We start from the raw sequence: 25,212 nt of genomic DNA, 5'->3' as shown, positions 1-25,212 counted from the left end.
GGCCGTGTTCCGGCCGGTCCCGGCGTACCCGTCGTTCCCGTCCCTGTCCCTCGGGCCATGGTCAGTACTCCACCTTCTGCGTACGGCGCCGGATGACGGTCACTTCGTCGCGCTGGTTGCCGGTCGGGCCCAGGTAGTTGAAGGCCCAGGACAGCTGCGCGTAGCCGCCGATGAGGTGCGTGGGCTTCATCAGGACGCGGGTGAGCGAGTTGTGGATGCCGCCGCGCTTGCCGCTGGCCTCGGCCTTGGGCACGTTGACGGTGCGCTCCTGGGCGTGGTGCATGTAGACGGTGCCCTCGGGCATGCGGTGCGAGACGACGGCGCGGGCGACGACGACACCGTTGCGGTTGACCGCCTCGATCCAGTCGTTGTCGCGGACGCCGGCCGCCTCCGCGTCCTGCGGGGACATCCAGATGGACTGGCCGCCGCGCGACAGCGAGAGCATGAACAGGTTGTCCTGGTACTCGGAGTGGATGGACCACTTGTTGTGCGGGGTGAGGTAGCGGACCGTCACCTCGCGCTGGCCGTCGGAGCCGAGCCGGGGCTCGCCGAAGAGCCGGTGCATGTCCAGCGGGGGCCGGTAGACCGGCAGCGCCTCGCCCAGCTCATGCATCCAGTCGTGGTCCACGAAGAAGTGCTGACGCCCCGTCAGGGTGTGCCAGGGCTTGAGGTGTTCGGTGTTGAGGGTGAACGCGGTGTAGCGGCGTCCGCCGGACTCGCTGCCGGACCACTCCGGCGAGGTGATGACCGGGACGGGCGCGGCCTGGGTGTCCGCGTAGCTGATGCGCTTGCCCTCGTGCTCGGCGGCCAGGTGGGCCATCTCCTGGCCGGTGCGCTCCTCCAGCGTGTGGAAGCCCTGGGTGGCGAGCCGGCCGTTGGTGGTGCCGGACAGGGCCAGGATGGTGTTGGCGGCCTTCACGGCGGTGTCCAGGGCGGGGCGGCCGTCGGCGGGGCCGCCGCGCACGACCCCGTTGAGCCGCTTGAGGGCCTCCACCTCCTCGTCGGGCCGCAGCGTGATGCCCTTGGCGGGCAGCCCGAGCTTCTCCACCAGCGGGCCGAGCGAGGCCATCTTGGCGCCGATCGCGGTGTAGTCACGCTCGACGACGACCAGGTTGGGCATCGTCTTGCCGGGGACCGGCTCGCACTCGCCGCGCCGCCAGTCCAGGGCGACGCCGCCGGGCTGGGCGATCTCGCCGGGGGTGTCGTGCTGGAGCGCGGTGGCGACCAGGTCGCGGCGGGTGTCGAGGTGCCCGACGGCCAGTTCGCTCAGCCGGGCGGCGATGGCGTGGAACGCCTCGAAGTCGGTGCGGGCCTGCCAGGGCGGGTCGACGGCCGGGGTGAAGGAGTGCACGAAGGGGTGCATGTCCGTGGTGGACAGGTCGTGCTTCTCGTACCAGGTGGCGGCGGGCAGCACCACGTCCGACAGGAGCGTGGAGCTGGTCTGCCGGAAGTCCAGCGAGAGCAGCAGGTCGAGCTTGCCCTCGGGCGCCTTGTCGTGCCACTTCACGTCGCGCGGACGGACGTCCTCGGGCGCCTCGTCGGCGCGCAGCGAGGAGTGGGTGCCGAGCAGGTGCTTGGTGAAGTACTCGGCGCCCTTGGCGGAGGAGCCGAGCAGGTTGGCGCGCCACAGGGTCAGTACGCGCGGCCAGTTGGCCGGGTCGTCCGGGTCCTCGCAGGCGAACCCGAGGGTGCCCTCCTTCAGCGCGGCGACCGCGTCCTCCACCGGGTTCTCGGACGCGCCCAGGTCCAGCGGGTTGCGGTCGAACGTCGGGTAGGACGGCATCCAGCCCGAACGGGCGCTCTGCGCCAGGCAGTCGGCGCCGGTCATGCCGGTGAACCGGCCGTCGCCGAGCGGCGAGGCGAGCACGTCCGCGCCGAACTTGTCGTAGCGCCACTGGTCGGTGTTGAGGAACCAGTAGGCGGCGCCGATCATCTGGCGCGGCGGGCGCGACCAGTCGCTGGCGGCGGCGAGGGTGGCCCAGCCGGTGGCGGGGCGGCACTTCTCCTGGCCGACGTAGTGCGCCCAGCCGCCGCCGTTGCGGCCCTGGCAGCCGGTGAGCTGGAGCAGGGCGAGGAAGGTGCGGTAGATGGTCTCGGAGTGGAACCAGTGGTTGGTGCCGGCGCCCATCAGGATCATGCACCGGCCCTCGGTCTTCTCCGCGGTCTCGGCGAACTCCCGGGCGATCTTGACGCAGCGGGCGGCCGGTACGGAGGTGTGGACCTCCTGCCAGCCCGGCGTGCCGGGCTCGCTGGTGTCCTCGTACGAGGCCGGCCAGCGCCCGGCGAGTCCCTCGCGGCCCACGCCGTACTGGGCGAGCAGCAGGTCGAAGACGGTGGTGACCAGGGGGCCGTCCAGGCCGCCGACGCGCACCGCGGGCACCCCGCGCCGCATGACCTCGCCGCGGCCCTGGCCGTGCTCGCCGCCCTCGGTGTCGAAGCGCGGCAGCAGCACCTCCACGCCGGTCATGTCGTCGCCGTACAGCGAGAGCTTGGGCTTGGTGTCGCCGAGGTCCAGGTTCCACTTGCCCTTGCCGGACTCGGTCCAGCGGAAGCCCAGGGAGCCGCCGGGGACGACGGGGCGGCCGGTGTTCTCGTCCAGGACGACGGTCTTCCACTCGGCGCCCTCGCCCTGCTCCCCCAGGTCGGAGGCGCGCAGGAACTTGTCGGGCACGTAGGCGCCGTCGCGTTCGGTGAGGGTGACCAGGAACGGCAGGTCGGTGAACTTCCGCACGTAGTCGGCGAAGAAGGGCACCTGGCGGTCGACGAAGCACTCCTTGAGGATCACGTGCCCCATCGCGAGCGCCAGCGCGCCGTCCGTGCCGGGGTGCGGGTGCAGCCACTCGTCGGCGAACTTGGCGTTGTCGGCGTAGTCCGGCGCCACCACCACGACCTTCTGGCCGCGGTAGCGCGCCTCGGCCATCCAGTGGGCGTCGGGCGTGCGGGTGACGGGGACGTTGGAGCCCCACATCATCAGGTACGCCGCGTCCCACCAGTCGCCGGACTCCGGCACGTCGGTCTGGTCGCCGAAGACCTGCGGGGAGGCCACCGGGAGGTCCGCGTACCAGTCGTAGAACGACAGCATCGGGGCGCCGATCAGCGACATGAAGCGGGCGCCCGCCGCGTGCGAGACCATCGACATCGCCGGGATGGGCGAGAAGCCCGCGACGCGGTCGGGGCCGTACGTCTTGATGGTGTGCACGTGCGCGGCGGCGACGATCTCCACCGCCTCGTCCCAGGTCGCGCGCACCAGGCCGCCCTTGCCGCGGGCCTGCTGGTAGGTGCGGCGCTTCTCGGGGTCGTTCTGGAGGTCGGCCCAGGCCAGGACCGGGTCGCCCAGGCGGGACTTGGCCTCGCGGTACAGGTCGAGCAGGACGCCGCGCACGTACGGGTAGCGCACCCGGGTGGGCGAGTACGTGTACCAGGAGAACGCGGCGCCCCGGGGGCAGCCGCGCGGCTCGTACTCGGGCCGGTCGGGGCCGACGGACGGGTAGTCGGTGCCCTGGGTCTCCCAGGTGATGATGCCGTCCTTGACGTACACCTTCCAGCGGCACGAACCGGTGCAGTTCACACCGTGGGTGGAGTGCACGACCTTGTCGTGGCTCCAGCGGTCCCGGTAGAAGGTGTCGGCCTGGCGTCCGCCGACGCGGCGGACGCTGTGCAGGTCCGCCGACGCCTCGCCCGGCCGGAAGAACCGGCCGGTCTTCAGCAGCAGTGCCGCCGGCTCCGTGGGGTTGTCCCGCACCGCGCCCTCCAGAGGTAGATCCACGTAATCCACCATCAAAAGGGCATCCGGTCCGCACCGCACGGCGAGAGGGTCCGGGCGGGGCGACGCCGCCCCGGGCCGGGTGGCGCGCGGTGCCGTGCCGTCCGGGGCCCGGAGGCGCCCCGCGGACGAGCCCGCACCCCTCCCGGTCCGGCCAAAAACGCGCCGCACCCCTGGCCGGGCGGCCGAAACCGTGCGACGCCCCCTGGAACCCGCCGCTCACCCGCCACAATGACCCCGTGGCCACACTCCCCCACCAGACCCAGCCGGGCCCGTCCGGCAGCGACATGATCGTCTGCGGCGACGACGGGCTCGCCCACCGGCTCGCCGCGGAGCTGCACGACGTCTACCGCGAGCGCGTCACCCTGGTGGCCCCCTCCCCGCGCACCCCCGGCGGCCTGGGCACGGCGGCGGCCGCCCGCAGCCGCGCCTCGGCGATAATCGGCCGGGTCACGGCGGTCGTGGGCCGCCCCGCCGGTCCGATCGGCGAGGAGGACTCCAGCGGCGGCTTCGTGCTCCCGGTGCGCCAGGTCACGGCCGGCGAACCCGCCGAACAGGTCCTCCTGGACGCCGGGGTGGAGCGCGCCACCGCGCTGGCGCTGCTGTACGAGGACGACGAGACCAACATCCGGGCCGCCCTGGTCGCCCGCCGCCTCAACCCCAGGCTCCGGCTGGTCCTGCGGCTGTACAACCGCAAGCTGGGCAAGCACATGACCCAGCTCCTCGACCAGGCCGCCGCCGTGGCCTCCCCCGGCCTGGACCTGGACGAGCTCGACGCCTCCACGACGGTGCTCTCCGACGCCGACACCGCCGCGCCGGCCCTCGCGGCCACCGCGATCACCGGCACCAGCAAGGTCGTCCAGGCGGACGGCCTGCTGCTGCGTGCCGTGGAGCGGCTGCCCGGGCACCGCGGTGACCCCGGCCTGTGCACGCTGGCGCTGCTCTCCCCCTCCGCCAACGACCCGGCCGCGCCGCACCCCGCGGACGGCGCGCCGGGCACGTACGACCCCCAGCTGCTGCCCGACGACGAGGCGGTGGCCGCCGCGCGGGGGCGCGGCACGGTGGTCCTGGAGACCGTCACGGGCGACGGGCCGCCGCTGCCGGCCCGCCTCACCTCGGGCCGGGTGCCGCTGCGGGAGCTGTTCTCGCGCCGGCTGCGGGTCGCCCTCGCCGGGGCCGCCGCCGCCGTGGTGGGCCTGGGCCTGGCCACCTGGGCGACCACCGAGGACAACCCGCTGCACGCGTTCTACCTCACCCTGCTGGACCTGTTCGCCATCAACGACCCCGCCGTGGACCAGCCGACGGCCCGTCAGGTCCTGCAACTCCTGGGCGGACTCGTCGGGTTGTCGCTGCTGCCGATCCTGATCGCGGGCGCCCTTGAGGCGTTCGGCGCCTTCCGCACCGCCTCCGCGCTGCGCCGCCCGCCGCGCGGCCTCTCCCACCACGTGGTCCTGCTCGGCCTGGGCAAGGTCGGCACCCGCGTGCTGGCCCGGCTGCGCGGCCTGGGCATCCCCGTGGTGTGCGTGGAGAACGACCCGGACGCCCGGGGCATCGCGCTGGCCCGGCGGCTGCGCGTGCCGGTGGTGCTCGGCGACGTGACGCAGGACGGCGTCCTGGAGGCGGCCAAGGTGGGCCGGGCCGAGGCCCTGCTGGCCCTGACCAGCTCCGACACCACCAACCTGGAGGCGGCGCTGGCCGCCCGCGCGGTGCGGGCCGACCTGCGCGTGGCGCTGCGGCTGTACGACGACGACTTCGCGACCGCCGTCTACCGCACCCTGCGCGCCGCGCACCCGGGCGCCCTGACCCGCAGCCGCAGCGTCACCTCACTGGCCGCGCCCGCCTTCGCCGGGGCCATGATGGGCCGTCAGATCCTGGGCGCCATCCCGGTGGAGCGCAAGATGCTGCTGGTGGCGGCGCTGGACGTGGCGGGGCACCCGCGGTTCGAGGGCCGCACCGTCGCCCAGGCGTTCCAGCCGGGCAGCTGGCGCGTCCTCGCCCTGGACACCACCGACCCCGCGGTGCGCCGCCGCGACCTGCGGGCCACCCGCCGGGCGGGCGAGCAGCCGAGGCTGCTGTGGGACCTGGAGCCCGGGTACGTCCTGGGCCCCGAGGACCGGGTGGTGGTCGCGGCGACGCGCCGGGGCCTGGCGGAACTCCTGGGACGGTCACCGGGGGCGGCCTGAGGGACGCCCCCGGTCCGGGCGCTACTCCTCCCACAGCGCCGCGCCGTGTCCCGCGGCCACCCCCGCGATCCGCTCCAGGGCCTCCGCCGCGGGCAGCGGGGACGGGCGGCGGCCGTCGCGCAGCCGCAGCGACACCAGGTCCGCGGCGCTCTCGCGCGCGCCGACCACCGCCTGGTACGGCACCAGCCGGGCGGCCCTGATCCGCGCGCCCAGGGTGCCCTGCGCGGGTGCGTCGAGGCGCGCCCGCAGCCCGCGCGCCAGGGCACGCTCCACCAGGGCCTCGGCGTACGGGAGTTGGGCCTCCGAGACCGGGAGGACCGCCAGCTGGACGGGGGCCAGCCAGGCCGGGAAGGCGCCGCCGTGCACCTCGATGAGGTGGGCGACGGCCCGCTCCACGCTGCCGATCACACTGCGGTGCACCATCACCGGCCGGTGCTTCGCTCCGTCCGGGCCGGTGTAGTGCAGGTCGAAGCGCTCGGGCTGGTGGAAGTCGACCTGCACGGTGGAGAGGGTGGCCTCGCGGCCCGCGCCGTCGGCGATCTGCACGTCGATCTTGGGACCGTAGAAGGCCGCCTCGCCCGCCGCCTCCTCGTACTCCACGCCCGAGGAGTCGAGCACCTCCCGCAGCAGCGCGGTGGCGCGCTCCCACAGCGCCGGGTCGGCGACGTACTTCCCACCGGGCCCCGGCAGCGAGAGCCGGTAGCGGGCGGGCCGGATGCCCAGGGCGTCGTACGCCCGCCGGATCAGCGCGAGGGCACCGCGCGCCTCGTCGGCGACCTGGTCCGGGGTGCAGAAGACGTGCGCGTCGTTCAGCTGGATGGCCCGCACCCGGGTCAGGCCGCCGAGCACCCCGGACAGCTCGGAGCGGAACATGCCGCCCAGCTCGGCCATCCGCAGCGGCAGTTCGCGGTAACTGTGCGCCCGGGAGCGGTAGATGAGCGCGTGGTGCGGGCAGAGGCTGGGGCGCAGCACCACCTGCTCGCCGCCCAGGTCCATGGGCGGGAACATGTCGTCGCTGTAGTGCGACCAGTGCCCCGAGGTCTCGTACAGCTCCCGCTTGCCCAGGGCGGGCGAGTACACGTGCCGGTACCCGGCGCGCCGCTCGGCCTCGCGCACGTACTCCTCCAGCGCGTGCCGCACGGCGGCGCCGTCGGGCAGCCAGTACGGCAGCCCGGCGCCCATCAGCGGGTCGGTGTCGAACAGGTCGAGCTCGCGGCCGAGCCTGCGGTGGTCGTGGACGGGAGCGGGGGCGGGCTCGTGGGCGGGGGCGGGAGCGGACTCGTGGACGGGGGCGGGGATCCGGTGCATCGCGGGGTTCTCCTCACGGGTGGGTGCCGTGGGACGAGCGGCCGCGCGGAAGAGCCCCGGGGCACTCGCCCCGGGGCTCTTCGACAAGGTCAGCTGTCAGCGCGCCGGGACACTCTCCGGCGTCGTCGTCCGATGCATGGCGGCGCGCTTCATGCCGGTGACCGTAGCAAGGCGCGCGGGCGGGGTGCGAGGTGTTTTCCGCGCGGCCGTACCGGTGCTGCGCGCGGTGTCCCCCGTACGACCGTCCCCGTCGCCGTACCGCCCCGGCGCGACGTGACGTTCGACGCAAACGCGCGGCGGTGGTTGTCGCCCGGCGCGGCGGGTGATCTCGTACGAGAGCCGCCTCCCGGCCCCGGGTGCGGCGAAGTCCGGCCGCTGGAGGTCCCGTTGTTCGCATCCGTGGAGGACGTGTCCGCGCGTCTGGCCGAGACGGGCTACCTGGCCTCGCCCGCCGTCGCCACCACCGTCTTCCTGGCCGCCCGGCTGGGCAAGCCGCTCCTGGTGGAGGGGCCGGCCGGGGTCGGCAAGACCCAGCTGGCCAAGGCCGTCGCCGAGGCGGCCCGGGCCCGCCTGGTGCGCCTGCAGTGCTACGAGGGCGTCGACGAGTCGCGCGCGCTGTACGAGTGGAACCACGCCAAGCAGCTGCTGCGCATCACGGCGGGCCGCGACGAGGGCTGGGAGCAGGCCCGCACCGACATCTTCAGCGAGGAGTTCCTGCTGCCGCGCCCGCTGCTCACCGCGATCCGGGGCGAGGAGCCGACGGTGCTGCTGGTGGACGAGACCGACAAGGCCGACGTGGAGGTCGAGGGGCTGCTCCTGGAGGTGCTGAGCGACTTCCAGATCACGGTGCCGGAGCTGGGCACCGTCACCGCGACCCAGCGGCCGTTCGTGGTGCTGACCTCCAACGCGGACCGCGAGTTGTCGGAGGCGCTGCGCCGCCGCTGCCTGTTCCTGCACATCGGCTTCCCCGACGAGGACCTGGAGCGCCGGATCGTGCGCCTGAAGGTGCCCGGCGCGGACGAGGCGCTGGTGTCGTCGGTGGTACGGGTCGTGGGCGCCCTGCGCGCGATGGACCTGCGCAAGGTCCCCTCGGTCGCCGAGACCGTCGACTGGGCCCGCACCCTGCTGGAGCTGGGCGCGGGCGTCCTGGACGAGACGGTGGTGCGGGAGACGCTGGGCGTGGTCCTCAAGCACCAGGACGACATCCTCAAGGCCTCCGCCAAGCTGGACCTGGCGGAACCGGCGTGAGCGCGGCGCGGCCCGCCGCCGTCACCGACCGGGTGACCGGCCTGGTCCGCTCGCTGCGGGCGCACGGGGTGCGGATCGGTACCGGCGAGAGCGTGGACGCGGCCCTGGTGGTCCAGGCTCTGGGCCTGGACCACCGGGAGCAGTTGCGCGAGGGCCTGGCGTCGGCGCTGCTGCACGCGCCGGGCCAGCGACCGGTGTTCGACGCGGTCTTCGACCTGTACTTCCCGCTCACCACGCGCGCCTCGGGCCGCTTCACGGACCGCGACGAGCTGCGCGAGCGGCTGGCGCGGGCGCTGGCGGCCGACGACGCGGCGCTGCTGGGGCAGTTGGCGGCGGAGGCGGTGGACGGGCTCGGCGGGTACGGCAGTTCGCCGGGATCGGACGGCTGGTCCTCGCACCAGACGCTGGACCGGCTGCGCCCCCAGACGCTGCTCGCGCGGGTGCGCGCCGAGCTGCGCCGCCAGGGCGCGGAGGCCGAGTTCACCGACCGGCTGCTCGACGACGAGATCCGGCGCCGCATCGAGGAGTTCCGGCGGCGGGTGGCCACCGAGGCGCGGCGCCGGGTGGCCGAGCGGCGGGGCACCGACCAGATCGCCCGCCGGGCGGTGCGCACCAGCGCGGACCGCGTCGACTTCCTGGTGGCGGGCCGGGCCCAGCTCGACGAACTACGGCGGGTGGTACGCCCGTTGGCCCGCAAGCTGGCCACCCGCCTGGCGGCCCGGCGGCGCCGCGCGGCCCGGGGCCACATCGACCTGCGGCGGACCCTGCGCGGCTCGCTGTCCACCGGCGGGGTGCCGATGCGCCCGGTGCTGCGCAGGCGCCGCCCGGTGCGGCCCGAACTGGTGCTGCTGTGCGACGTGTCCGGCTCGGTCTCGGGGTTCTCGGACTTCACGATGCTGCTGGTGCAGGCGCTGCGCGACCAGTTCTCCAAGGTGCGGGTCTTCGCCTTCGTCAACCGCGCGGACGAGGTGACCGACCTGGTCGGGCGCGGTACGGCGGACGCCGGGCTGGCCGGCCGGATCGCCGCCGAGGCGACGCTCACCGGCTGGCACGGGCAGAGCGACTACGGCACCGCGCTCGGCGAGTTCGTCGAGCGGTACGACGACGCCCTCGGCCCGCGCGTGTCGGTCTTCGTCCTCGGCGACGCCCGCACCAACCACGCCGACCCGAACCTGCCGGCCCTGCGCCACGTCGCCCGGCGGGCCCGCCGGGTGCACTGGCTCAACCCGGAGCCGCGCGACCTGTGGCAGACGGGTGACTCGGTGGCGCTGGACTACGCGGAGGTGGTGGAGATGCACGAGTGCCGTTCGGCGCGGCAACTCGGCGCGGTGGTGGGGACGTTGCTGCCGATCTGAGCGGGGCGACGCCTGCGGGGAAAGCTCCTCCAGGACAAGCCCTCACCACCCGCCTTCGGCGTTCCACCCGGCGATCACCCATCGCCCGTGCTCGCGCCCGAGCGTGCTCAGGGTGCCGGTGTCCAGGCGGTACAGCGCCCCGGCCGCCGGGTCCTGCCCCAGACGGCGGGCGGTCAGCACCCGCAGGACGTGGGCGTGGGCGACCAGGACCACGTCGCCGTCGTCGCCGCGCAGCGCGCCCTCGACCCGGGCGAGCACCCGGTCGCACCGCTCGGCGACGTCCGCGAGGCCCTCGCCGGGGTGCCTGGCGTCGCCGGGCGGCACCCCGTCGCGCCACAAGTCCCAGCCGGGGACGTCACGTTGGACCTCCTCGGTGCTCATCCCCTCGTACCCGCCGTAGTCCCACTCCCGCAGGTCCGCCTCCAGGAGCACCCCGGCCCCGGACGGCAGCGCCAGCTCCGCCGTGCGCACCGCGCGCCGCAGCGGACTGCACAGCACCTCCTTCAGGCGCCGCCGGGCCAGCAGCGGCGCCAGCGAGGCGGCGCGCCGCTCCCCGGCCGGGGTCAGCGGCTGGTCGGTGAGCCCGGTGTGGCGCCCGGCCAGGCTCCAGTCGGTCTCGCCGTGCCTGATCAGCAGGAGGTCGCCCACTCTCACTCCTTCGTCCGTGTCACGGGCCCCGGCTCTCGCTCTCCGCCCGGGAGCGCACGCGTCGGCGGGCGCGCGCTCCCGCGTCCCTACGCCTCGACCATAGGCACGGCCCCGGCCGCCCGGCGATTCCTGCACTCACGGAACGTAACCTTCGGGCCAGGAGTTGCCGGATGCCGGCCCCGGGTGTGCCCTGGAGGGGCGGGGGTGCGAGAAAGGACGTCCTCATGGCACACGCGGCACCAGCCCGTCCGGCCGTCGGACACGGGTCCCTCCACTGGACCGGCCCGGTGATCCTGGGCCTGGTCTACGGCTTCTGGGCGGCGGGCATCGCGCGCGACGGCGCGGCCCTGTCCGGCGGCAACGCCCTGCTCGGCGTGGTCTGCGGCGTCGCCGCCGCGGTCCTGTACTACGCGCTGCGGCGCGTCGTGGCGCCCCGACTGCCGCGCGGCACGCGCGCGGTGGCGTGGGGAGCGTTCGCGGGCGGCGCGGTCGGCTTCCTGCACAGCCTGTCCGATTCGAGCGTGCTGACCTCGGCGGTGCTCGGCCTGCTGATCGCGGCGGCGGTCGGGGTGACGGCGTTCTACCGCTTCTACACGACGGAGTCCTGAGCCCCTCCCGTGCACTTCGCCTTGCGCCCGTGCACTCCTGTGGCCCACGCGGGGCGGAGCGCGACGCCGCACGACGGCGTCGCGCTCCGGCGCGGGGCAGACGTGGATCAGACGCCGAACAGGCGGAACAGGCCCCCGGGAAGGCGCGGAAAAAAGGGCGTGGCGCTCCGCCGGGACGCGGGGTTACGATCACCGCGATGACTACTCCTCCCGCTGTGAGATTGGGGGACCCGTTCGCTCAAGGTGAGTGCTGATGGCACACCACCTCGCGAACCGGGACGCCTCCCCCTCCCGTTCCTTCTGGCCGCGCGTGCGCGAGTTCGCCGTACCGGCCACCATGATCGAGACCGCCACCGCCCGCCGCTCGGCCGGCGACTGGGCCGGCGCGTGCGCCGCCGCAGGCTTCGACGTCGACCTCGACCCACGCGCCGCGTCCCGCCACCACGGACCCGAACTGGCGGCCCGGCTCAGACAGGACCTGCGCCGCCTCGCACCCGACCTGCTGCGCTGGCACCTGCCCCGGATCGCCCCCGACGGCCTGCTGCGGCCCGGCCTCACGGTGTCGCTGGCGCGGTACGGGTCCGGGGACGCCGGACGCGCACCCGTGCAGCTGGTCGCCCGTACCGACCCGGCCTGGGCGGACGCGGGCCAGCGCGTCAGCCTGGCTCTGTGGGACCCCGGCCGGACCGGGCCCGCCGACCTACGCCACCCGCACCCGCGCCCCAGCCCCCGCTTCCGCCTCGACCTGCACCGCCACCTCTGGGACGCGACCCGGGCCCATGAACTCCCCGAGCGCTCCGGAGTCGGCCAACTCGACGCCCCTCACGAAGATCTGACGGACCTTCCGTCCCTCACGGACAGTGCATGGGCAACCCACCGCTGGCTCGACGAAGCCCGGCTGCTCCTGAACTCGCTGGGTCTGAAACGTGGTTCGGTGCTCGTGCGCCCCGGGGGCCGCCACCGGCTGGTCCTCGACGTGACCGACACCGGGGTACGGGCACGCGCGGCGCGCTCCGCCGACCGCACGCTGCCGGTGCTGCCCGACGCGGCGGTCCACCTCCCCCCGGACATCACGCTGCTGCGCACCGGCGCGCTCGCCCCGCACCGGCTGCACCCACTGGTCGCCGCGGCCCTGGCCCCCGGCCACGATCCGGCGCCCCCGGACCCGTACGCCCAGGGGCATCGGCACCCGGTGGACTGCCGGGGCGACCTGCACCACATCGCCCTGGTGGACGGGGTGCTGACAGCCCTGGACCACGACCCGGCCGAGGTCCGGCGCGAGGAACTCCTCGCGGCGCTCGGCGGCCCCCCGCTGCCCTGCCTGCGGGCCATCGACCGCGCGCACCGCCGCCCGGACGCCCTGGCCGGGGTCCGCGAACGCCTCGAACACGGCGACACCGCCGGGGCGTTGGCCGTCGTCGAGGGGCTGCTCGGCCGCGAGGCCGTGCTCCGGGACGGCGAACTGCGCGACGCCCTCCGGGAGGCGGCCCGGCGACGCGTCGTCCACGGCCTGTTCCGGGCCGGCCTGACCGGCCGCCGCGACACCCACCCGAGCATGCTCCCGACACCACGCCCCGGCCACCACCGCGGCCACCCACGCACCGCCCAGGGCTCCCACCGCTAGGGCGTGTCGCGAAAGTCCCGCCTGCCCCGCGACGCCTGGCACGCACGCCCTGGACCCTCTCGCCCACTTCGACTCGCCCCCCACTTCGACTCGCCCCCCGCTGCGGCGAGTTCACGCATCGACCCTTCCGCGCACCCGACTCCCCCGAGGTGATCACCCATGCCCATGAACACTCCTGTCCGCACCCCCCTCGACACGGCCGACCGGCTGTCCGCCCTGCTCCGCGCCACCACCACCGAGCCCCGGCCCGACGCCCAGCTGGAGGCCCTCGCCCTCGCGGTCTCCGCCGACCTGCCCGTCCTGCTCTGGGGCGAGCCGGGCATCGGCAAGACCGCCGCCCTGACCCAGCTCGCCGACTCCCTCGACCTGCCGCTGACCACGGTCATCGCCAGCGTGCACGAGCCCTCGGACTTCTCCGGGCTGCCCGTCGTCGGCGACGACCCGGCCGTGCAGGGCGTGCCCATGGCCCCGCCGGACTGGGCGGTGCGCCTGGTACGGGCCGGGCGCGGCCTGCTGTTCCTGGACGAGCTCTCCACCGCCCCGCCCGCCGTGCAGGCCGCGCTGCTGCGCCTCGTGCTGGAGCGGCGCGTCGGCGCGCTCCGGCTGCCGCCCGGCGTACGGATCGTGGCGGCCGCCAACCCGCGCTCCTCGGCGGCCGACGGCTGGGAGCTGAGCCCGCCGCTGGCCAACCGGTTCGTGCACCTGCAGTGGGCGCACGACCACGAGGTGGTGGTGCGCGGCCTGGCCGGGACCTGGCCGCGCGCGACCCTGCCCGCGCTGGATCCCGACCACCTCCAGGCGGCCGTCGACCACGCCCGGCGCGCGGTGTGCGGGCTGCTGACGGCCCGGCCCGCCCTGGTGCACCGGCTGCCCGGCGGCGAGAGCCGGCGCGGCGGCGCGTGGCCCTCGCCGCGCAGCTGGGAGTCGACGCTGAAGCTGATCGCGTTCGCGCGGGCCGCGGGCTCGTCGCGGGACGTGCTCTCGCTCCTGGTGCGGGGCACGGTCGGGGACGGCCCGGGCCTCGAACTGCTCGCGGCACTGGACCGTCTTGACCTGCCGGACCCGGAGCTGCTGCTCGCCGACCCGGCGGGCGCGGAGTTCCCCGACCGCGGCGACCTGCGGCAGGCGGTGCTCGACGGGGTGGTGGCCGCGGTGCGGGAGCGGCCGGACCGGGCGCGCTGGGACGCGGCGTGGGCGCTGCTGGTGCGGGCCCTGGAGACGGGGGCCCCGGACCTGGTCGTCGTACCGGCGACCACCCTGGCCACGCTGCGCCGGGACGACTGGGACGTGCCGGAGGCGATCGAGCGGCTGTCCGGCGCGGTGCGGGTGTCGCGCGGGGCGGACGAGGCCGGGCGTCGCGTGGCGGTGGGCCGATGACGGCGGGCGGGGGCGGGGGCGCGCCCGGATCCGGGCCCACCCGGCTCGACGAGGAGAAGCTGTACGCGGCGCGGCTGCGGGCGGTACGGGCGCGCCCCTACCTGGCGACGGCGCTGTTCGCCCTGCACGTGGTGGAGTCGCGGCGGGTGCCGACGATGGCGGTGGACCGGCACTGGCGGTGCTACGTCTCCCCCGCGTTCGTGGCCGCGACCCCGGTGGCGGAGCTGGCCTCGGTCTGGGTGCACGAGGTCTCGCACCTGCTGCGCGACCACCACGGCCGCAGCGAGCGGGTGGCCCGGCAGCGCGACCTGACCGGGGCGGGCGAGCGGGTGCGGATGAACATCGCGGCGGACTGCGAGATCAACGACGACGCGTTCGGCGACGGCCTGGTCTCCCCGGAGGACGCGGTGTACCCGAAGACGCTGGGTCTGGACCCGGGCCACCTGATGGAGGACTACCTGCGCTGGTTCCGGCTGGGCCCGCTCACCCAGGAGCTGGTGTGGCTGGACTGCGGCAGCGGCGCGGACGGGGCGCAGCGCGAGTGGGACCTGGGGCCGGACGGCGCCGACGGCCTGAGCGAGCAGGAGCGGGACGCGGTGCGCTTCCGGGTGGCGCAGGCCATCAAAGGCGAGCCGGGGGACGCGCCGCGCGGCTGGCGGCGCTGGGCCGAGGAGGCGTTCCACCCGCCGCAGCCGTGGCGCGACCTGCTCGGCGCGGCGCTGCGCTCGGCCGCCGCGAGCGCCGGATCGGGCGGGGACTACAGCTACGGGCGGCCCTCGCGCCGGTCCGCCTCGGTGCCGGGCGCGGTGCTGCCGAGCCTGCGCCGCCGGCCGCCCCGGGTGGCGGTGGTGATCGACACCTCGGGCTCGGTGAGCGACGCGGAGCTGGGCAGCGCGCTCCTGGAGGTCACGGCGATCTCCCGCGCGGTGGGCGGGCGGCGGGACCTGGTCAGCGTGGTGTCGTGCGACGCGGCGGCCCGCGTCGCGCACCCGCTGTGCCGCGCCGAGGGGATCCCGCTGGTCGGCGGCGGGGGCACGGACCTGCGGGCGGGCTTCGCCCAGGCGCTGCGCACCCGCCCGGACGTGATCGTCGCCCTCACCGACGGCCAGACCCCGTGGCCGTCCGCGCGCCCGTCGTGCCGCACGGTGGTGGGCCTCTTCGACCGGAAGGCGGGGCGCTCCTACGACGAGACGAACCCGGAGTACGTCCCGGACCGGCCGCCGGAGTGGGCGCGGACGGTGGTGATCGGATGAGCGAGGGGGCGGACGACCGGTCCGCCCCGCCCCGGGCGCCCTGGGACATTCGGGAGGGAAAAACACCAAGAGGCCATCTGTTCAACAGATGACCTCTGAGCTGCGGAAGTTCCGACAAATCTGTCGGGACGACAGGATTTGAACCTGCGACCCCTTGACCCCCAGTCAAGTGCGCTACCAAGCTGCGCCACGTCCCGGTGCCCGTCTGACCTGGGGTTTCCCCCGGCCCGTCGTGCACGAGAACCATACCGCACTTCGGGCGGTGGTCACGAACCGCTTTGCGGGATTGACCTCGAGTTCACTTGAGGTTGCACGGTGGGACGCATGACGAACACGGCAGAGACCACGCCGTACGCCACGCCGGCTGCCCCGGCGCACGCGTACGAGGACCTGAACCGGCTCATGGAGCTGATGACCGGCGACGAGAAGCACGGCCCCGCCGCCACCTCCACCCTGGACGCGCTCTGGGTGCTCTACGACCGGGTGCTGCGGGTGACGCCGGAGACCGCCGACGCCCCCGACCGGGACCGGTTCCTGCTCTCCAAGGGGCACGGGCCGATGGCGTACTACGCCGTCCTCGCCGCCAAGGGCTTCTTCGGCGAGGAGTTGCTCCCCGGCTTCGGCTCGTACGACTCCCCGCTCGGCCACCACCCCGACCGCCTCCTGGTGCCCGGCGCCGAGATCGGCAGCGGGTCCCTGGGGCACGGGCTCCCGCTCGCCGTGGGCAGTGTGCTCGGGCTGCGGGCCCGGGGGCTGGCCGATCCGCGCGTCTGGGTGCTGATCGGCGACGCCGAGCTCGACGAGGGCAGCAACCACGAGGCCATCGCCTTCGCCGGACCCGCCGGTCTCGACCAGCTGCACACGCTGGTGGTCGACAACTCCTCCGCCACCCACGGCTGGCCCGGCGGGATCGCCTCCCGCTTCGAGGCCGCGGGCTGGTCGGCCACCACGGTGGACGGGCGCGACCACGCCGCCCTGTACGCCGCCTTCACCGCGCCGCACCCGGGCCGGCCGCACGCGGTCGTGGCCCGCGTGGAACCGAAGGACGGCTGAGCGCCTTCCCCTCCCCCTCACCGGCCGCCGCGGCCCCTCCCCCTTCTTCCTTCCTCTTCCTTGTCGAACGGGACACCCCATGGACACCATGCGCGACCGCTTCATCTCCACCACCTCCCGGCTCCTGGACGAGGACCCGGACCTCGCCCTGGTCCTCGCCGAGATCTCCCGCGACGGCTTCCAGCAGGCCGAGCGGCGCCACCCGGACCGGGTGGTGAACGTCGGCATCCGCGAGCAGTTGATGATCGGCGTCGGCGGGGGGCTCGCCCTCGCCGGGCTCCGGCCCGTCGTCCACACCTTCGCCAGCTTCCTCGTCGAGCGCCCCTTCGAGCAGGTCAAGCTCGACTTCGGACACCAGGGCGTCGGCGGCGTACTGGTCAGCGCCGGAGGGTCGTACGACTGGCCCGCGGGCGGCTTCACGCACATGGCCCCCGGCGACGTGGCCCTGATGGACACCCTGGACGGCTGGACCGTCCACGTCCCGGGCCATCCGGACGAGGCCGAGGCGCTGCTGCGCCTGGCGGCGCGCGGCGACGACCGCGTGTACGTGCGCCTGTCCCAGCAGAGCAACGCGCACGCCCTGCCCGTGACCGGCTCCGGCTTCCTCACCGTCCGCGAGGGGCGCGGCGGCGTGGTGGTCGCGGTGGGGCCGATGCTCGACAACGTGCTGGCCGCCACCGAGGGCCTGGACGTCACCGTCCTGTACGCCGCGACCGTACGGCCCTTCGACGCGGCCGGGCTGCGCCGCGCCGTCGGCGACCGGCCGGGCGTGGTGGTCGTCGAGCCCTATCTGGCGGGCACCTCGACCGCCGCCGCGAACGACGCCCTCGCCGACGTACCGCACCGGGTCCTCGGCCTCGGCGTGGGCCGCCGGGAGCTGCGCCGCTACGGCACGATCGACGAGCACCTGACCGCCCACGGCCTGGACCCGCAGGGGCTGCGGGAGCGGATCGCGCCGTTCCTCGGGTGAGGGTGGGCGCGCGGAGACACTGCGCGGCCGTGATTTCGCGGAGGCGGCGGGCCGGGCGAGGGTGCGGTAGAGGCCGTCCTCAGCGGGGCCTACTCCCCCTCCCCCGCCAGCTCCGGGTGCTCCCTGAGCAGGGTGCGCGGGGCCGTCTGGCGCCAGGAGTCCAGCAGGATCGCGTACAGCTCCTCCTCGTCCTCCACCGCCGCGAGACGCACCCTCAGCCACGCGTAGGTGTCGTCGTGCCCCTCCTTCAGGAAGAACTTCTCGGGCTCGCTCGCGATCAGCTCCGCCCGCTCCTCCCTGGGGCACTTCACCCCGAGCACGGCGTCGTCGTCGGCGAGCGAGGCGAACACCTTGCCCTGGTCCGCCAGGCGGAAGGTGGGCATGCCCCAGGCGGGCTTCTCCCGGGCACCGGGCAGCGAGAGCGCGATCCTGCGTACGTCGTCGGCGGTGGCCATACGACGACGGTACGGCCCGCCACCGACAACGGCCCGTCAGGCGGGTGCCCGTCGGGACGGCCGCGACGAGGGGTCAGGCCAGGTGCGTGAGTATCCCGGTCGGGCGCCCGCGTCCCCGGGCGGGGCGCCGCTCCGCCGCGCGCAGGGCGTGCCGCGCCACCGCGACGAGTTCCCGGGCCACGTCCCGGAAGCCCTCCTCCAGCTGGTCGTCCACCTTCTCGTACGCCTCGGCGAGCGGGGCCGCGTGCACGAGGTCGAGCCAGCCCAGGACCGGGTCGGCGTGGTCGGGCAGGGCGAATCCCCCGGCGGGCAGTCCGCCGAAGACGAAGGCGACCGGGCGCAGTTCGCGGGCCACCCCGAGGCGTTCCAGCTCCTCGTCGAGCCGGCCGAACAGGGCGGCCGGGCGCGGGAACGGGCCGAGGGACGGTCCCTCCCGGAAGGAGGCCCCGGCCATCACGTGGAAGGCCCGCGCGTACGCCCCGCCGGCGGCGGGGTCCAGGTCCCGCCCCGCCAGGATGTCCTCCAGGGCCGCCGCCACGGTCGGGCCGCTGCCGGCCTGCTCCGGGTGCTCCTCGTCGAGGGCCCGGGCCCTCGCGCGCACCCGGGCGCGGTCCTTCCCCGCCGCGTCGGGCCCGATCAGGGCGACGACGTCGCCGATGTCGCCGACGCTGGTGCCGAGTACGTATCCCACGGTGGCTCCCCCCGGTGCCGCGCACGAGCAGGCGTGCGCCTGGTGTGGGCCCAGCGGATGCGTGGGCCATGAGTCCAAGGTAGGGGGCGGCACTGACAGTTGGGGCGCCGGACCGCTCCGGACCCGCCCCGGGCGAGGACCCGCGCCGCCACGAACCACCCCGCCCCGGCCCCCGCCCCCGCCGCCCCCGGCCCGCGCCTCACAAGCCACCCCCCACCCTCACCCCGCCCCCAGCGCCGCCCGCACCCGGCCCGCCGCCTCCGCGAACTCCCGGCCGCGCAGCGTCTCCCCGTACTCCCGCTCGTCCGGCAGGCCCACCTCCACGACCTCGCGCACCGTCCCCGGCCGCGCGCTCAGCACCACCACCCGGTCCGCCAGGTAGACCGCCTCCGTGATCGAGTGCGTCACCAGCAGCACCGTGGTGGCCGTCTCCCGGCGGACGCGGTGCAGCCAGGTGTTCATCGCCTCGCGCGTCAGCGCGTCCAGGGCGCCGAACGGCTCGTCCATCAGCAGCACCGGCGGCTCGTGGAGCAGCGCCCGGCACAGGGCGACCCGCTGGCGCATGCCGCCCGACAGCTCGTGCGGGTAGGCGTCCTCGAACCCGGCGAGACCGCTCATCGCCATCAGCGCGTCGGCACGCGCGCGTGCCCGGGCCGCGGGCATCCCCCGCATCTCCGCCTGGAGCAGCACGTTGCGCCGGGCGGTGCGCCATCGCAGCAGCACGTCCCGCTGGAAGACGTAACCGATGTCGTGGCGCGGGCCCGCCACCCGCTCCCCGTACAGCCGGACCTCGCCCGCCGACGGGGCGAGGAGCCCGGCGACCAGCTTCAGGAGCGTGGACTTGCCGCATCCCGAGGGCCCGACGATCGCCACGAACTCCCCGCGCGCCACCTCGAACGAGACCTCGTGCAGCGCGGTGAGCCCGGGCCCCGCCGTCCGCCGCGCGCGCCCGCGCGCCCCGCCGCCGAAGCTCACCCCGACCCCGGAGAGCCCCACCAGCGGCGCCCGCGCACCCGGCTCCGTACCCCTCACGGCCCCCGCCCCTCCAGCGCCGCCCCGCCGTCCCAGTACTCCGCCACCGGCCGCGCGCGCTCCACCAGCCCGGCCGCACGGAACACCCCGAGGGTGCGCCGCCAGTCGGCCTCGGTGTTCACGCCGGGCGCCCTGCCGCGCGTCGCCGCCGTGTGCAGCAGGGTGAGCGTCGTCCTGAACTGCTCCCTCAGCACGCTCCCCGGCGGCAGTTGGCCCGAGGCAACGGCCGCACCCGGGCCCCCGTCCCCGCCCGTGCCGCCCTCCCCGTCGCCCTCCATCGCCGCGACCGCCGCTTCCGGTGCCCCGCGCGCCGCCTGCCACGCCTCGCTCACCGCGCGCGCCATGCGCCGCGCCAGTCCCCCGCGCGCGTGGAGCGTCCGCTCGCCCGCGATCAGCCCGTCGGAGTAGAAGTCGAGGCCGTGCGCGGAGAACCGCAGGCAGGCCACCCGCTTCCCGGTCTTCTCCCGCAGGGTGGGGCCCTGGTCGTTGGCGTAGCCGAGCAGGGCGTCCGCGCGGCCCGCGACGACCGCCGCGACCTTGCCCGCCGGGTCGGTGTTGCGCACCCTCACGTCGGACTCGGCGAGCCCGTTCGCGCGGAGGAACGCGGGAAACGTCTTCGACAGGGCGTCGCCCGCCGTCCCCGCGACCGTGCGGCCCCTGAGGTCGGCCGGGGAGCTGATCCCCGCCGCCGCGAAGGACTGCACGCACGCCGGGGTGGTCTGCAGGAAGACCCCGAGGCTCCTGACCCGTACGCCCTGTTCCACCGCGGCCAGCAGGGCGGGCGTGTCCGCCCAGCCGAAGTCGGTGCGCCCCGCGGCCGTCAGCTGTACGGTCCGCAGCGAGCCCTGTCCGGCGCGGACGGTGAGGTCGATTCCGTACTTCGCGAAGATCCCGCGCCGCTTGCCGTAGTAGAACGGCGCGTGTTCGCCGTACGGGTACCAGTTGAGGGTCAGCGTCACGCGGTCGGGTCCGCGGCCCGGGCCGCCGGAAGCGGGGCCCGGCGGGGCGCCGCAGGCGGTCGCGAGCAGGAGCAGCGGGACGGCGCGGGCGAGGAGTCCGCGCGCGGTGCGGGTCATGCCGGGCCCTTCTGTACGGATCTGCGGATCTACGGCTGAACGGATCTGCGGCTTTTCGGACCCGCGGCTGTACGGATCTGCGGCTGTACGGATCCGGGGTCCGGGTGCGCGGAGCCCCGTACGGCGTCAGTGCGCGGTCGTCACCACCACCGCCGTCCCCCGCCGGCCCGCGTGCCACGGCACCAGCAGGCGCTCGGCGGCCTCCACGGCCGCGAAGAGGGCCACCCCGACCAGCGACATCACCAGCAGCCCGGCGAAGAGCAGCGGGGTGTCGAGGTTGCCGTTGGCCTGGAGGATCACGTAGCCCAGGCCCTCGTCCGCGCCGACGAACTCGCCGACCACGGCGCCGGTCACGGCGAGCGTGACGGCCACCTTCAGGCCGGCGAACAGGTGCGGCAGCGCCGCGGGGAAGCGGATCCTGGCGAAGGTGCGCCAGCGCCCGCCGCCCATGGTGGCCGCCAGTTCCAGCGCCTCGGGATCGACCGCCCTGAGGCCGGTCACCATGGCGACGACGACGGGGAAGAACGCCACGAGCACCGCGATCAGGACCTTCGGGGCGAGGCCGAAGCCGAGCCAGACGACGAACAGCGGCGCGACCGCGACCTTGGGGACGACCTGGGCGAGGAGCAGCAGCGGGTAGAGGGTGCGCCCGGCGGTCGCCGAGGAGACCAGGGCGACGCCCGCGAGGACGCCGACGACGGCCGCGGCGAGGAAGCCGAGCAGGGTCTCGTACGTCGTGACCCAGCCGTGCCGCCACAGGTACGCCCAGCGGTCCACCAGGACGTGGACGGTGGCACCAGGAGAGGGCAGCAGGTACGGCTCCACCAGGCGGGCCTGCGCGAGGGCCCACCAGGCGGCGCAGCAGACGGCGAGGAGGGCCGCGGGCCGCCAGGCCCGCCCGGCGGCCCGGATCCACCACCGGGCCCGGCCCGGCCGGTGGCGCCGGGAGCCGCCACAGGGGCCCCCTGCGGGCATCGGCTCCACGCTCTGGCTCACGTGCCGCAGGCTTCCCGCGGATGCCGGTGCGCACGCGCCGGCCCGCCGGGTATCACCCGAACCGGGTCGCCCGGCGGGCGCGGGAGTCGTCCTCCGTCCCGGTGGCGCACGGGAGTTGCCGCCGTCCGCCACCCCGCGCCACCCGCTTTCGCGGGGTGTACGCGCCCGCATTCACCTCCGCGTCGCGACCACGCGCCCCGTGCGCCCTCGGCTACCTCCGTGCGCCGGTGCCGCGTGCGCACATCCGGAATGCAGCCTGGGGCACACAGCGCCATGAACGGTCACTTCAGTAGTCCGATTCGATCCTTTTACGCACCTCTTGAGCGCCGAACCGGTCGAGCACATGATCGACCCCGTGACATCCGTGCACGTCTGGGGTTCAGGGCCGCGCCTCAGTGCCACTTGCCCACGAAACCTTCGCGGACGGTACGTGGCAGAAACATGTATGAAGGGAATGGCTAACGGATAGGACCGGGCAGGCCGCTACCACAAGCAGCACAACCCCAGTCACTCGTCAACGCCCCGTGTTTCGGACAAAGACGAGGGCCGTGTTGAAGGCACCGCTAACGATCAACACCATGAGGTAGTCGGCCTGTTCGGGACGGGACCACTGCCGATGCACGACCTGCTCGAACAACCGCACGAGCAGGCGATTCGCAGAGGAGGCCTCGCGTGGACGGGTACTTCGCCAGTCGACTGCATCACCAACTCCGGGACCAGGTCCGGTACTTCGCCGAGCTGGAGGTCCGGCCGCGGATACCCGCCATGGAAGCGGCCCGTTCGGTGCACCACGAACTCTCGCGGCTGATCGCCCGCCAGGGCTGGCTGGGCGCGACCATCTCGCGGAAGTACGGCGGCATGGGCGCGGGCCATCTCGCCAAGACCATCATCATCGAGGAGCTGTCCCGCGTCAGCGGCGCGATGGGGGCCATGGTGCAGGCCTCCCAGCTGGGCGCGGCCAAGATCGTGCACTTCGGCAGCGCGGCCCAGAAGGACGCCTGGCTGCCGGCCATCGCGGCCGGGGACTGCCTGCCGACCATCGCCGTCACCGAGCCCGAGTCCGGGGGGCACGTCCTCGGCATGGCGGCGACCGCGGTCAGGGACGGCGACGACTACGTGCTCAACGGCCGGAAAGTGTACGTGGGAAACAGCCACGTGGGAGATCTGCACGGGGTGGTCGTGCGGACCGGGCCCGGCTCCCGGGGGCTGACCGCCTTCCTGGTGGAGTCGGACCGGCCGGGCTTCCGCATCGGGGAGCAGCGGCCGACGATGGGGCTGCACGGCTTCAGCTTCGGCGAGCTGTTCTTCGACGACTGCCGGGTGCCGGCGACCCACCGCCTGGGCGAGGAGGGCGACGGCCTGGCGGTGGCGTACTCCTCGAGCGTGCTCTACGGCAGGGCCAACCTGACCGCCGTCTCGCTCGGCATCCACCAGGCGATCCTGGAGGAGACCACGCGCTTCTGCGCCGAGCGCGAGCGCTACGGCAAGCCGCTCCACGCGCTCCCCTCCATCAAGATCAAGCTGGGCCAGATCCAGTCCCGGCTGATGACGGCGCGCCTGGCCGCCTACCACGCGGTGCACCTGCTCGACGAAGGGATGGACTGCGACGCCGAGTTGATGAACGCCAAGCTGATCAACGTGGAGTCGGCGATCGACTCCGCGCGCAACGCGATGGAGATCCACGCGGCGGCCGGACTCTTCACCGACCGCCCGATCGAGCGGTTCCTGCGGGACGCGCACCACATCTTCGCCCCCGCGGGCACCTCCGACATCCAGCTGCTCCGCCTCGGCGAGGTGGCGCTCGGCACCACCAAGGGGCAGTGGTCGCACCGCCTTTCACCGGTCGTACGCCGTGAGGAGGGCGTACGGGACACGCTGGAGGCACCGCCCGAGGCCCACCCGCCGTCCGCGACGCGCGTCCCGCGCCAGCCCAGCCGGTGCGGCACGCGCACCTGACGCGCCGGATCGCTTCCGGAGGGCGGACGGGCCCCGTTCAGAAGGTCCCGTCCTCCCTCCGGTGGATCTGCTCGACCAGCTCCGCCGCCAGCGACTTGATCGTCTCCAGGCCCGCGCGCCCCCACGGCCGCGGTTCGGTGTCCACCACGCAGATGGTGCCGAGCGCCACGCCCGTACGGTCGATGAGCGGGGCGCCCAGGTAGGAGCGGATGCCGATCTCGTCGACGACGGGGTTGCCCGCGAACCGCGGGTAGTCGCAGACGTCCTCCAGGACCAGGGCCTTGCGCCGCACCACCACGTGCGGGCAGTAGCCGTGGTCGCGGGCCATGAAGCGGCCCACGTCCCCGCCGGACGCGACCGCGCTCAGGTCGGAGCCGGTGCGCGGCCCGGTCGGGGTGTGCAGCCCGGCGAAGAACTGCCGGTTCTCGTCGATAAAGTTGACCATCGAGTACGGCGCGCCGGTCACGTCGGCGAGCTTGTGGGCGAATTCGTCGAAGGCCGGGTCGGGGCGCTCCCCGATGCCGAGCTGACGCAGCCGTCGCACCCGGACGGGAGCCTCCCGGTCGATGGGGGTCAGCAGCAGGTGTCCGGTCGGGTCGAACGTCATGTCTGTGCTCCGTAGCTCGGCGCCGGTGCCGGGGCCGGGGTGGTGGTGAGCAGGTGCTGGACGAGGGTGACCAGGGTCCGGATGCCGGAGCTGGCGATGCGGGCGTCGCACAGCACCACCGGTACCTGCGGTTTGAGGTCGATCGCGGCGCGCACCTCGTCCGGTTCGTAGCGGTACGAGCCGTCGAACTCGTTGACCGCGACGACGAATCCGATGCCGCGCCGCTCGAAGAAGTCCACCGCCGAGAAGGAGTCCTCAAGGCGCCGGGTGTCCGCGAGCACCACCGCGCCCAGGGCGCCCTCGGACAGTTCGTCCCACATGAACCAGAACCGCTCCTGGCCGGGGGTGCCGAACAGGTAGAGCACGTGCCGGTCGTCGAGGGTGATCCGGCCGAAGTCCATGGCCACGGTGGTGGTGGTCTTGGACTCGATGCCGTCCAGGTTGTCGGTGCCCACGCTGACCTGGGTGAGCAGTTCCTCCGTGCTCAGCGGTTCGATCTCGCTGACCGCGCCCACGAAGGTCGTCTTCCCCACCCCGAACCCGCCCGCGACCAGGATCTTCAGGGCGTCGGGGAAGTCCTCGCGCGGTGCCGCTGGCTCCTCGCCCCCTTCGGGGCCGAGCGAGCCCGTCAGGTGCTCAGAGCCGTCGTCGTAGGCCATCGAGAACTGCCTCCAGCAGGGAACGGTCGGTGTGGGTGTCGTGGAACCGGGGCGCCCGCGCGGTGAGGGCGCCGCAGTCCACGAGGTCCGAGAGCAGCACCTTGGTGACCACGGCGGGCAGCCGTAAGTGCGCCGAGATCTCCGCCACCGAGGTCGGTCCGTGGCACAGCCCGAGGGCGAGGCTGTGCTCCGGCCCGAAGTGCGGCAGGGGCGCCGACCCGGTCGCCATCACCAGGGAGAGGAGGTCGAGGGCGGCCGTCGGCCGGGTGCGCCCGCCGATCACCGTGTACGGACGGATGAGCCGGCCGGCGGCGTCGTCCAGCCAGGGCCCGTCCTGGCGTCCGGGCACG

21 protein-coding genes and 1 tRNA gene are annotated in these 25,212 nt (G+C 74.6%); 10 read left to right on the top strand and 12 right to left on the bottom strand.

Translation table 11 applies throughout. The annotated features are described in order from the left end of the window. Positions 1-61: 61 nt before the first annotated feature. Positions 62-3,766, bottom strand: a complete 3,705-nt coding sequence (locus ABT160_RS21550) for a nitrate reductase subunit alpha (protein ID WP_351649322.1) — start codon at positions 3,764-3,766, stop codon at positions 62-64. A gap of 284 nt (positions 3,767-4,050) precedes the next feature. Between ABT160_RS21550 and ABT160_RS21545 the strand changes: the two genes are divergently transcribed. Beyond that, positions 4,051-5,946 carry an NAD-binding protein gene (locus ABT160_RS21545; protein ID WP_351649366.1) on the top strand — a complete coding sequence of 632 codons (1,896 nt, stop codon included), beginning with the start codon at positions 4,051-4,053 and terminating at the stop codon, positions 5,944-5,946. A gap of 21 nt (positions 5,947-5,967) precedes the next feature. On the opposite strand, the gene thrS is transcribed toward ABT160_RS21545, so the two are convergent. After that, positions 5,968-7,254 carry a threonine--tRNA ligase gene (gene thrS / locus ABT160_RS21540; RefSeq protein ID WP_351649321.1) on the bottom strand — a complete coding sequence of 429 codons (1,287 nt, stop codon included), beginning with the start codon at positions 7,252-7,254 and terminating at the stop codon, positions 5,968-5,970. Between the two features lie 387 nt (positions 7,255-7,641). Between thrS and ABT160_RS21535 the strand changes: the two genes are divergently transcribed. Further along, entirely contained in the window at positions 7,642-8,502 is an 861-nt protein-coding gene (locus tag ABT160_RS21535) for an AAA family ATPase (RefSeq protein WP_351649320.1), read from the top strand. Continuing rightward, positions 8,499-9,857 (top strand): VWA domain-containing protein, encoded by a 1,359-nt coding sequence (locus ABT160_RS21530; RefSeq protein ID WP_351649319.1) that lies wholly within the window; start codon positions 8,499-8,501, stop codon positions 9,855-9,857. The genes ABT160_RS21535 and ABT160_RS21530 overlap by 4 nt, the downstream gene beginning before the upstream one ends. 42 nt (positions 9,858-9,899) lie before the next feature. On the opposite strand, the gene ABT160_RS21525 is transcribed toward ABT160_RS21530, so the two are convergent. Beyond that, the gene (locus ABT160_RS21525; RefSeq protein WP_351649318.1) at positions 9,900-10,505 is read right to left on the bottom strand and encodes a histidine phosphatase family protein; all 606 of its coding nucleotides are present in this window, start codon (positions 10,503-10,505) and stop codon (positions 9,900-9,902) included. Positions 10,506-10,729: 224 nt separating this feature from the next. Here ABT160_RS21525 and ABT160_RS21520 point away from each other — a divergent pair, with 224 nt between their 5' ends. The 4 genes from ABT160_RS21520 to ABT160_RS21505 all read left to right on the top strand — a co-directional run bounded on the left by ABT160_RS21520 (position 10,730) and on the right by ABT160_RS21505 (position 15,367). Then, entirely contained in the window at positions 10,730-11,113 is a 384-nt protein-coding gene (locus ABT160_RS21520) for a hypothetical protein (protein WP_351649317.1), read from the top strand. A 253-nt stretch (positions 11,114-11,366) separates the two neighbouring features. After that, positions 11,367-12,737, top strand: coding sequence for a hypothetical protein (locus tag ABT160_RS21515; protein ID WP_351649316.1), 1,371 nt, complete (start codon positions 11,367-11,369; stop codon positions 12,735-12,737). Between the two features lie 159 nt (positions 12,738-12,896). Beyond that, positions 12,897-14,114, top strand: coding sequence for an AAA family ATPase (locus tag ABT160_RS21510; protein ID WP_351649315.1), 1,218 nt, complete (start codon positions 12,897-12,899; stop codon positions 14,112-14,114). After that, positions 14,111-15,367, top strand: coding sequence for a vWA domain-containing protein (locus ABT160_RS21505; protein WP_351649314.1), 1,257 nt, complete (start codon positions 14,111-14,113; stop codon positions 15,365-15,367). The genes ABT160_RS21510 and ABT160_RS21505 overlap by 4 nt, the downstream gene beginning before the upstream one ends. A gap of 123 nt (positions 15,368-15,490) precedes the next feature. On the opposite strand, the gene ABT160_RS21500 is transcribed toward ABT160_RS21505, so the two are convergent. Next, positions 15,491-15,564, bottom strand: a tRNA-Pro gene (locus tag ABT160_RS21500). 127 nt (positions 15,565-15,691) lie between these two features. Between ABT160_RS21500 and ABT160_RS21495 the strand changes: the two genes are divergently transcribed. After that, positions 15,692-16,420, top strand: coding sequence for a thiamine pyrophosphate-binding protein (locus tag ABT160_RS21495; protein ID WP_351649313.1), 729 nt, complete (start codon positions 15,692-15,694; stop codon positions 16,418-16,420). Between the two features lie 79 nt (positions 16,421-16,499). Continuing rightward, positions 16,500-17,390 carry a transketolase family protein gene (locus ABT160_RS21490; protein WP_351649312.1) on the top strand — a complete coding sequence of 297 codons (891 nt, stop codon included), beginning with the start codon at positions 16,500-16,502 and terminating at the stop codon, positions 17,388-17,390. Positions 17,391-17,479: 89 nt separating this feature from the next. Here the strand turns inward: ABT160_RS21490 and ABT160_RS21485 are convergent, their stop codons facing one another. The 5 genes from ABT160_RS21485 to ABT160_RS21465 form a co-directional block, all read right to left on the bottom strand. Beyond that, positions 17,480-17,845, bottom strand: a complete 366-nt coding sequence (locus tag ABT160_RS21485; RefSeq protein ID WP_351649311.1) for an MmcQ/YjbR family DNA-binding protein — start codon at positions 17,843-17,845, stop codon at positions 17,480-17,482. Positions 17,846-17,918: 73 nt separating this feature from the next. Further along, on the bottom strand, positions 17,919-18,536 hold the full coding sequence (locus ABT160_RS21480; protein WP_351649310.1) for a DUF7691 family protein: 618 nt from the start codon (positions 18,534-18,536) through the stop codon (positions 17,919-17,921). 219 nt (positions 18,537-18,755) lie between these two features. Continuing rightward, positions 18,756-19,568, bottom strand: a complete 813-nt coding sequence (locus ABT160_RS21475) for an ABC transporter ATP-binding protein (protein WP_502984279.1) — start codon at positions 19,566-19,568, stop codon at positions 18,756-18,758. After that, on the bottom strand, positions 19,565-20,644 hold the full coding sequence (locus ABT160_RS21470) for an ABC transporter substrate-binding protein (protein WP_351649309.1): 1,080 nt from the start codon (positions 20,642-20,644) through the stop codon (positions 19,565-19,567). The genes ABT160_RS21475 and ABT160_RS21470 overlap by 4 nt, the downstream gene beginning before the upstream one ends. Positions 20,645-20,770: 126 nt before the next feature. Next, positions 20,771-21,640: an ABC transporter permease gene (locus tag ABT160_RS21465; protein WP_351649308.1), complete on the bottom strand. Its 870-nt coding sequence runs from the start codon at positions 21,638-21,640 to the stop codon at positions 20,771-20,773. A gap of 672 nt (positions 21,641-22,312) precedes the next feature. On the opposite strand from ABT160_RS21465, the gene ABT160_RS21460 reads away from it, so the two are divergent. Continuing rightward, complete coding sequence (locus ABT160_RS21460; protein WP_351649307.1) at positions 22,313-23,596, top strand: acyl-CoA dehydrogenase family protein; 1,284 nt, start codon at positions 22,313-22,315, stop codon at positions 23,594-23,596. 37 nt (positions 23,597-23,633) lie between these two features. Here the strand turns inward: ABT160_RS21460 and ABT160_RS21455 are convergent, their stop codons facing one another. Genes ABT160_RS21455 through ABT160_RS21445 form a run of 3 tightly spaced genes read right to left on the bottom strand, consistent with a single transcriptional unit; the run spans position 23,634 to position 25,211 of the window. Beyond that, positions 23,634-24,203, bottom strand: a complete 570-nt coding sequence (locus ABT160_RS21455) for a GAF domain-containing protein (protein ID WP_351649306.1) — start codon at positions 24,201-24,203, stop codon at positions 23,634-23,636. After that, positions 24,200-24,862 (bottom strand): GTP-binding protein, encoded by a 663-nt coding sequence (locus tag ABT160_RS21450; RefSeq protein WP_351649305.1) that lies wholly within the window; start codon positions 24,860-24,862, stop codon positions 24,200-24,202. Before ABT160_RS21450 ends, ABT160_RS21455 begins: the two co-directional genes overlap by 4 nt. Further along, entirely contained in the window at positions 24,840-25,211 is a 372-nt protein-coding gene (locus tag ABT160_RS21445) for a DUF742 domain-containing protein (protein WP_502984278.1), read from the bottom strand. The genes ABT160_RS21450 and ABT160_RS21445 overlap by 23 nt, the downstream gene beginning before the upstream one ends. Between the last annotated feature and the right edge of the window lies 1 nt (position 25,212).

This window comes from Streptomyces sp. NPDC001941, assembly GCF_040296945.1.
In the GTDB taxonomy this organism is placed as follows: Bacteria; Actinomycetota; Actinomycetes; order Streptomycetales; family Streptomycetaceae; genus Streptomyces.
This window is presented reverse-complemented; position numbering and strand designations above follow the sequence as displayed.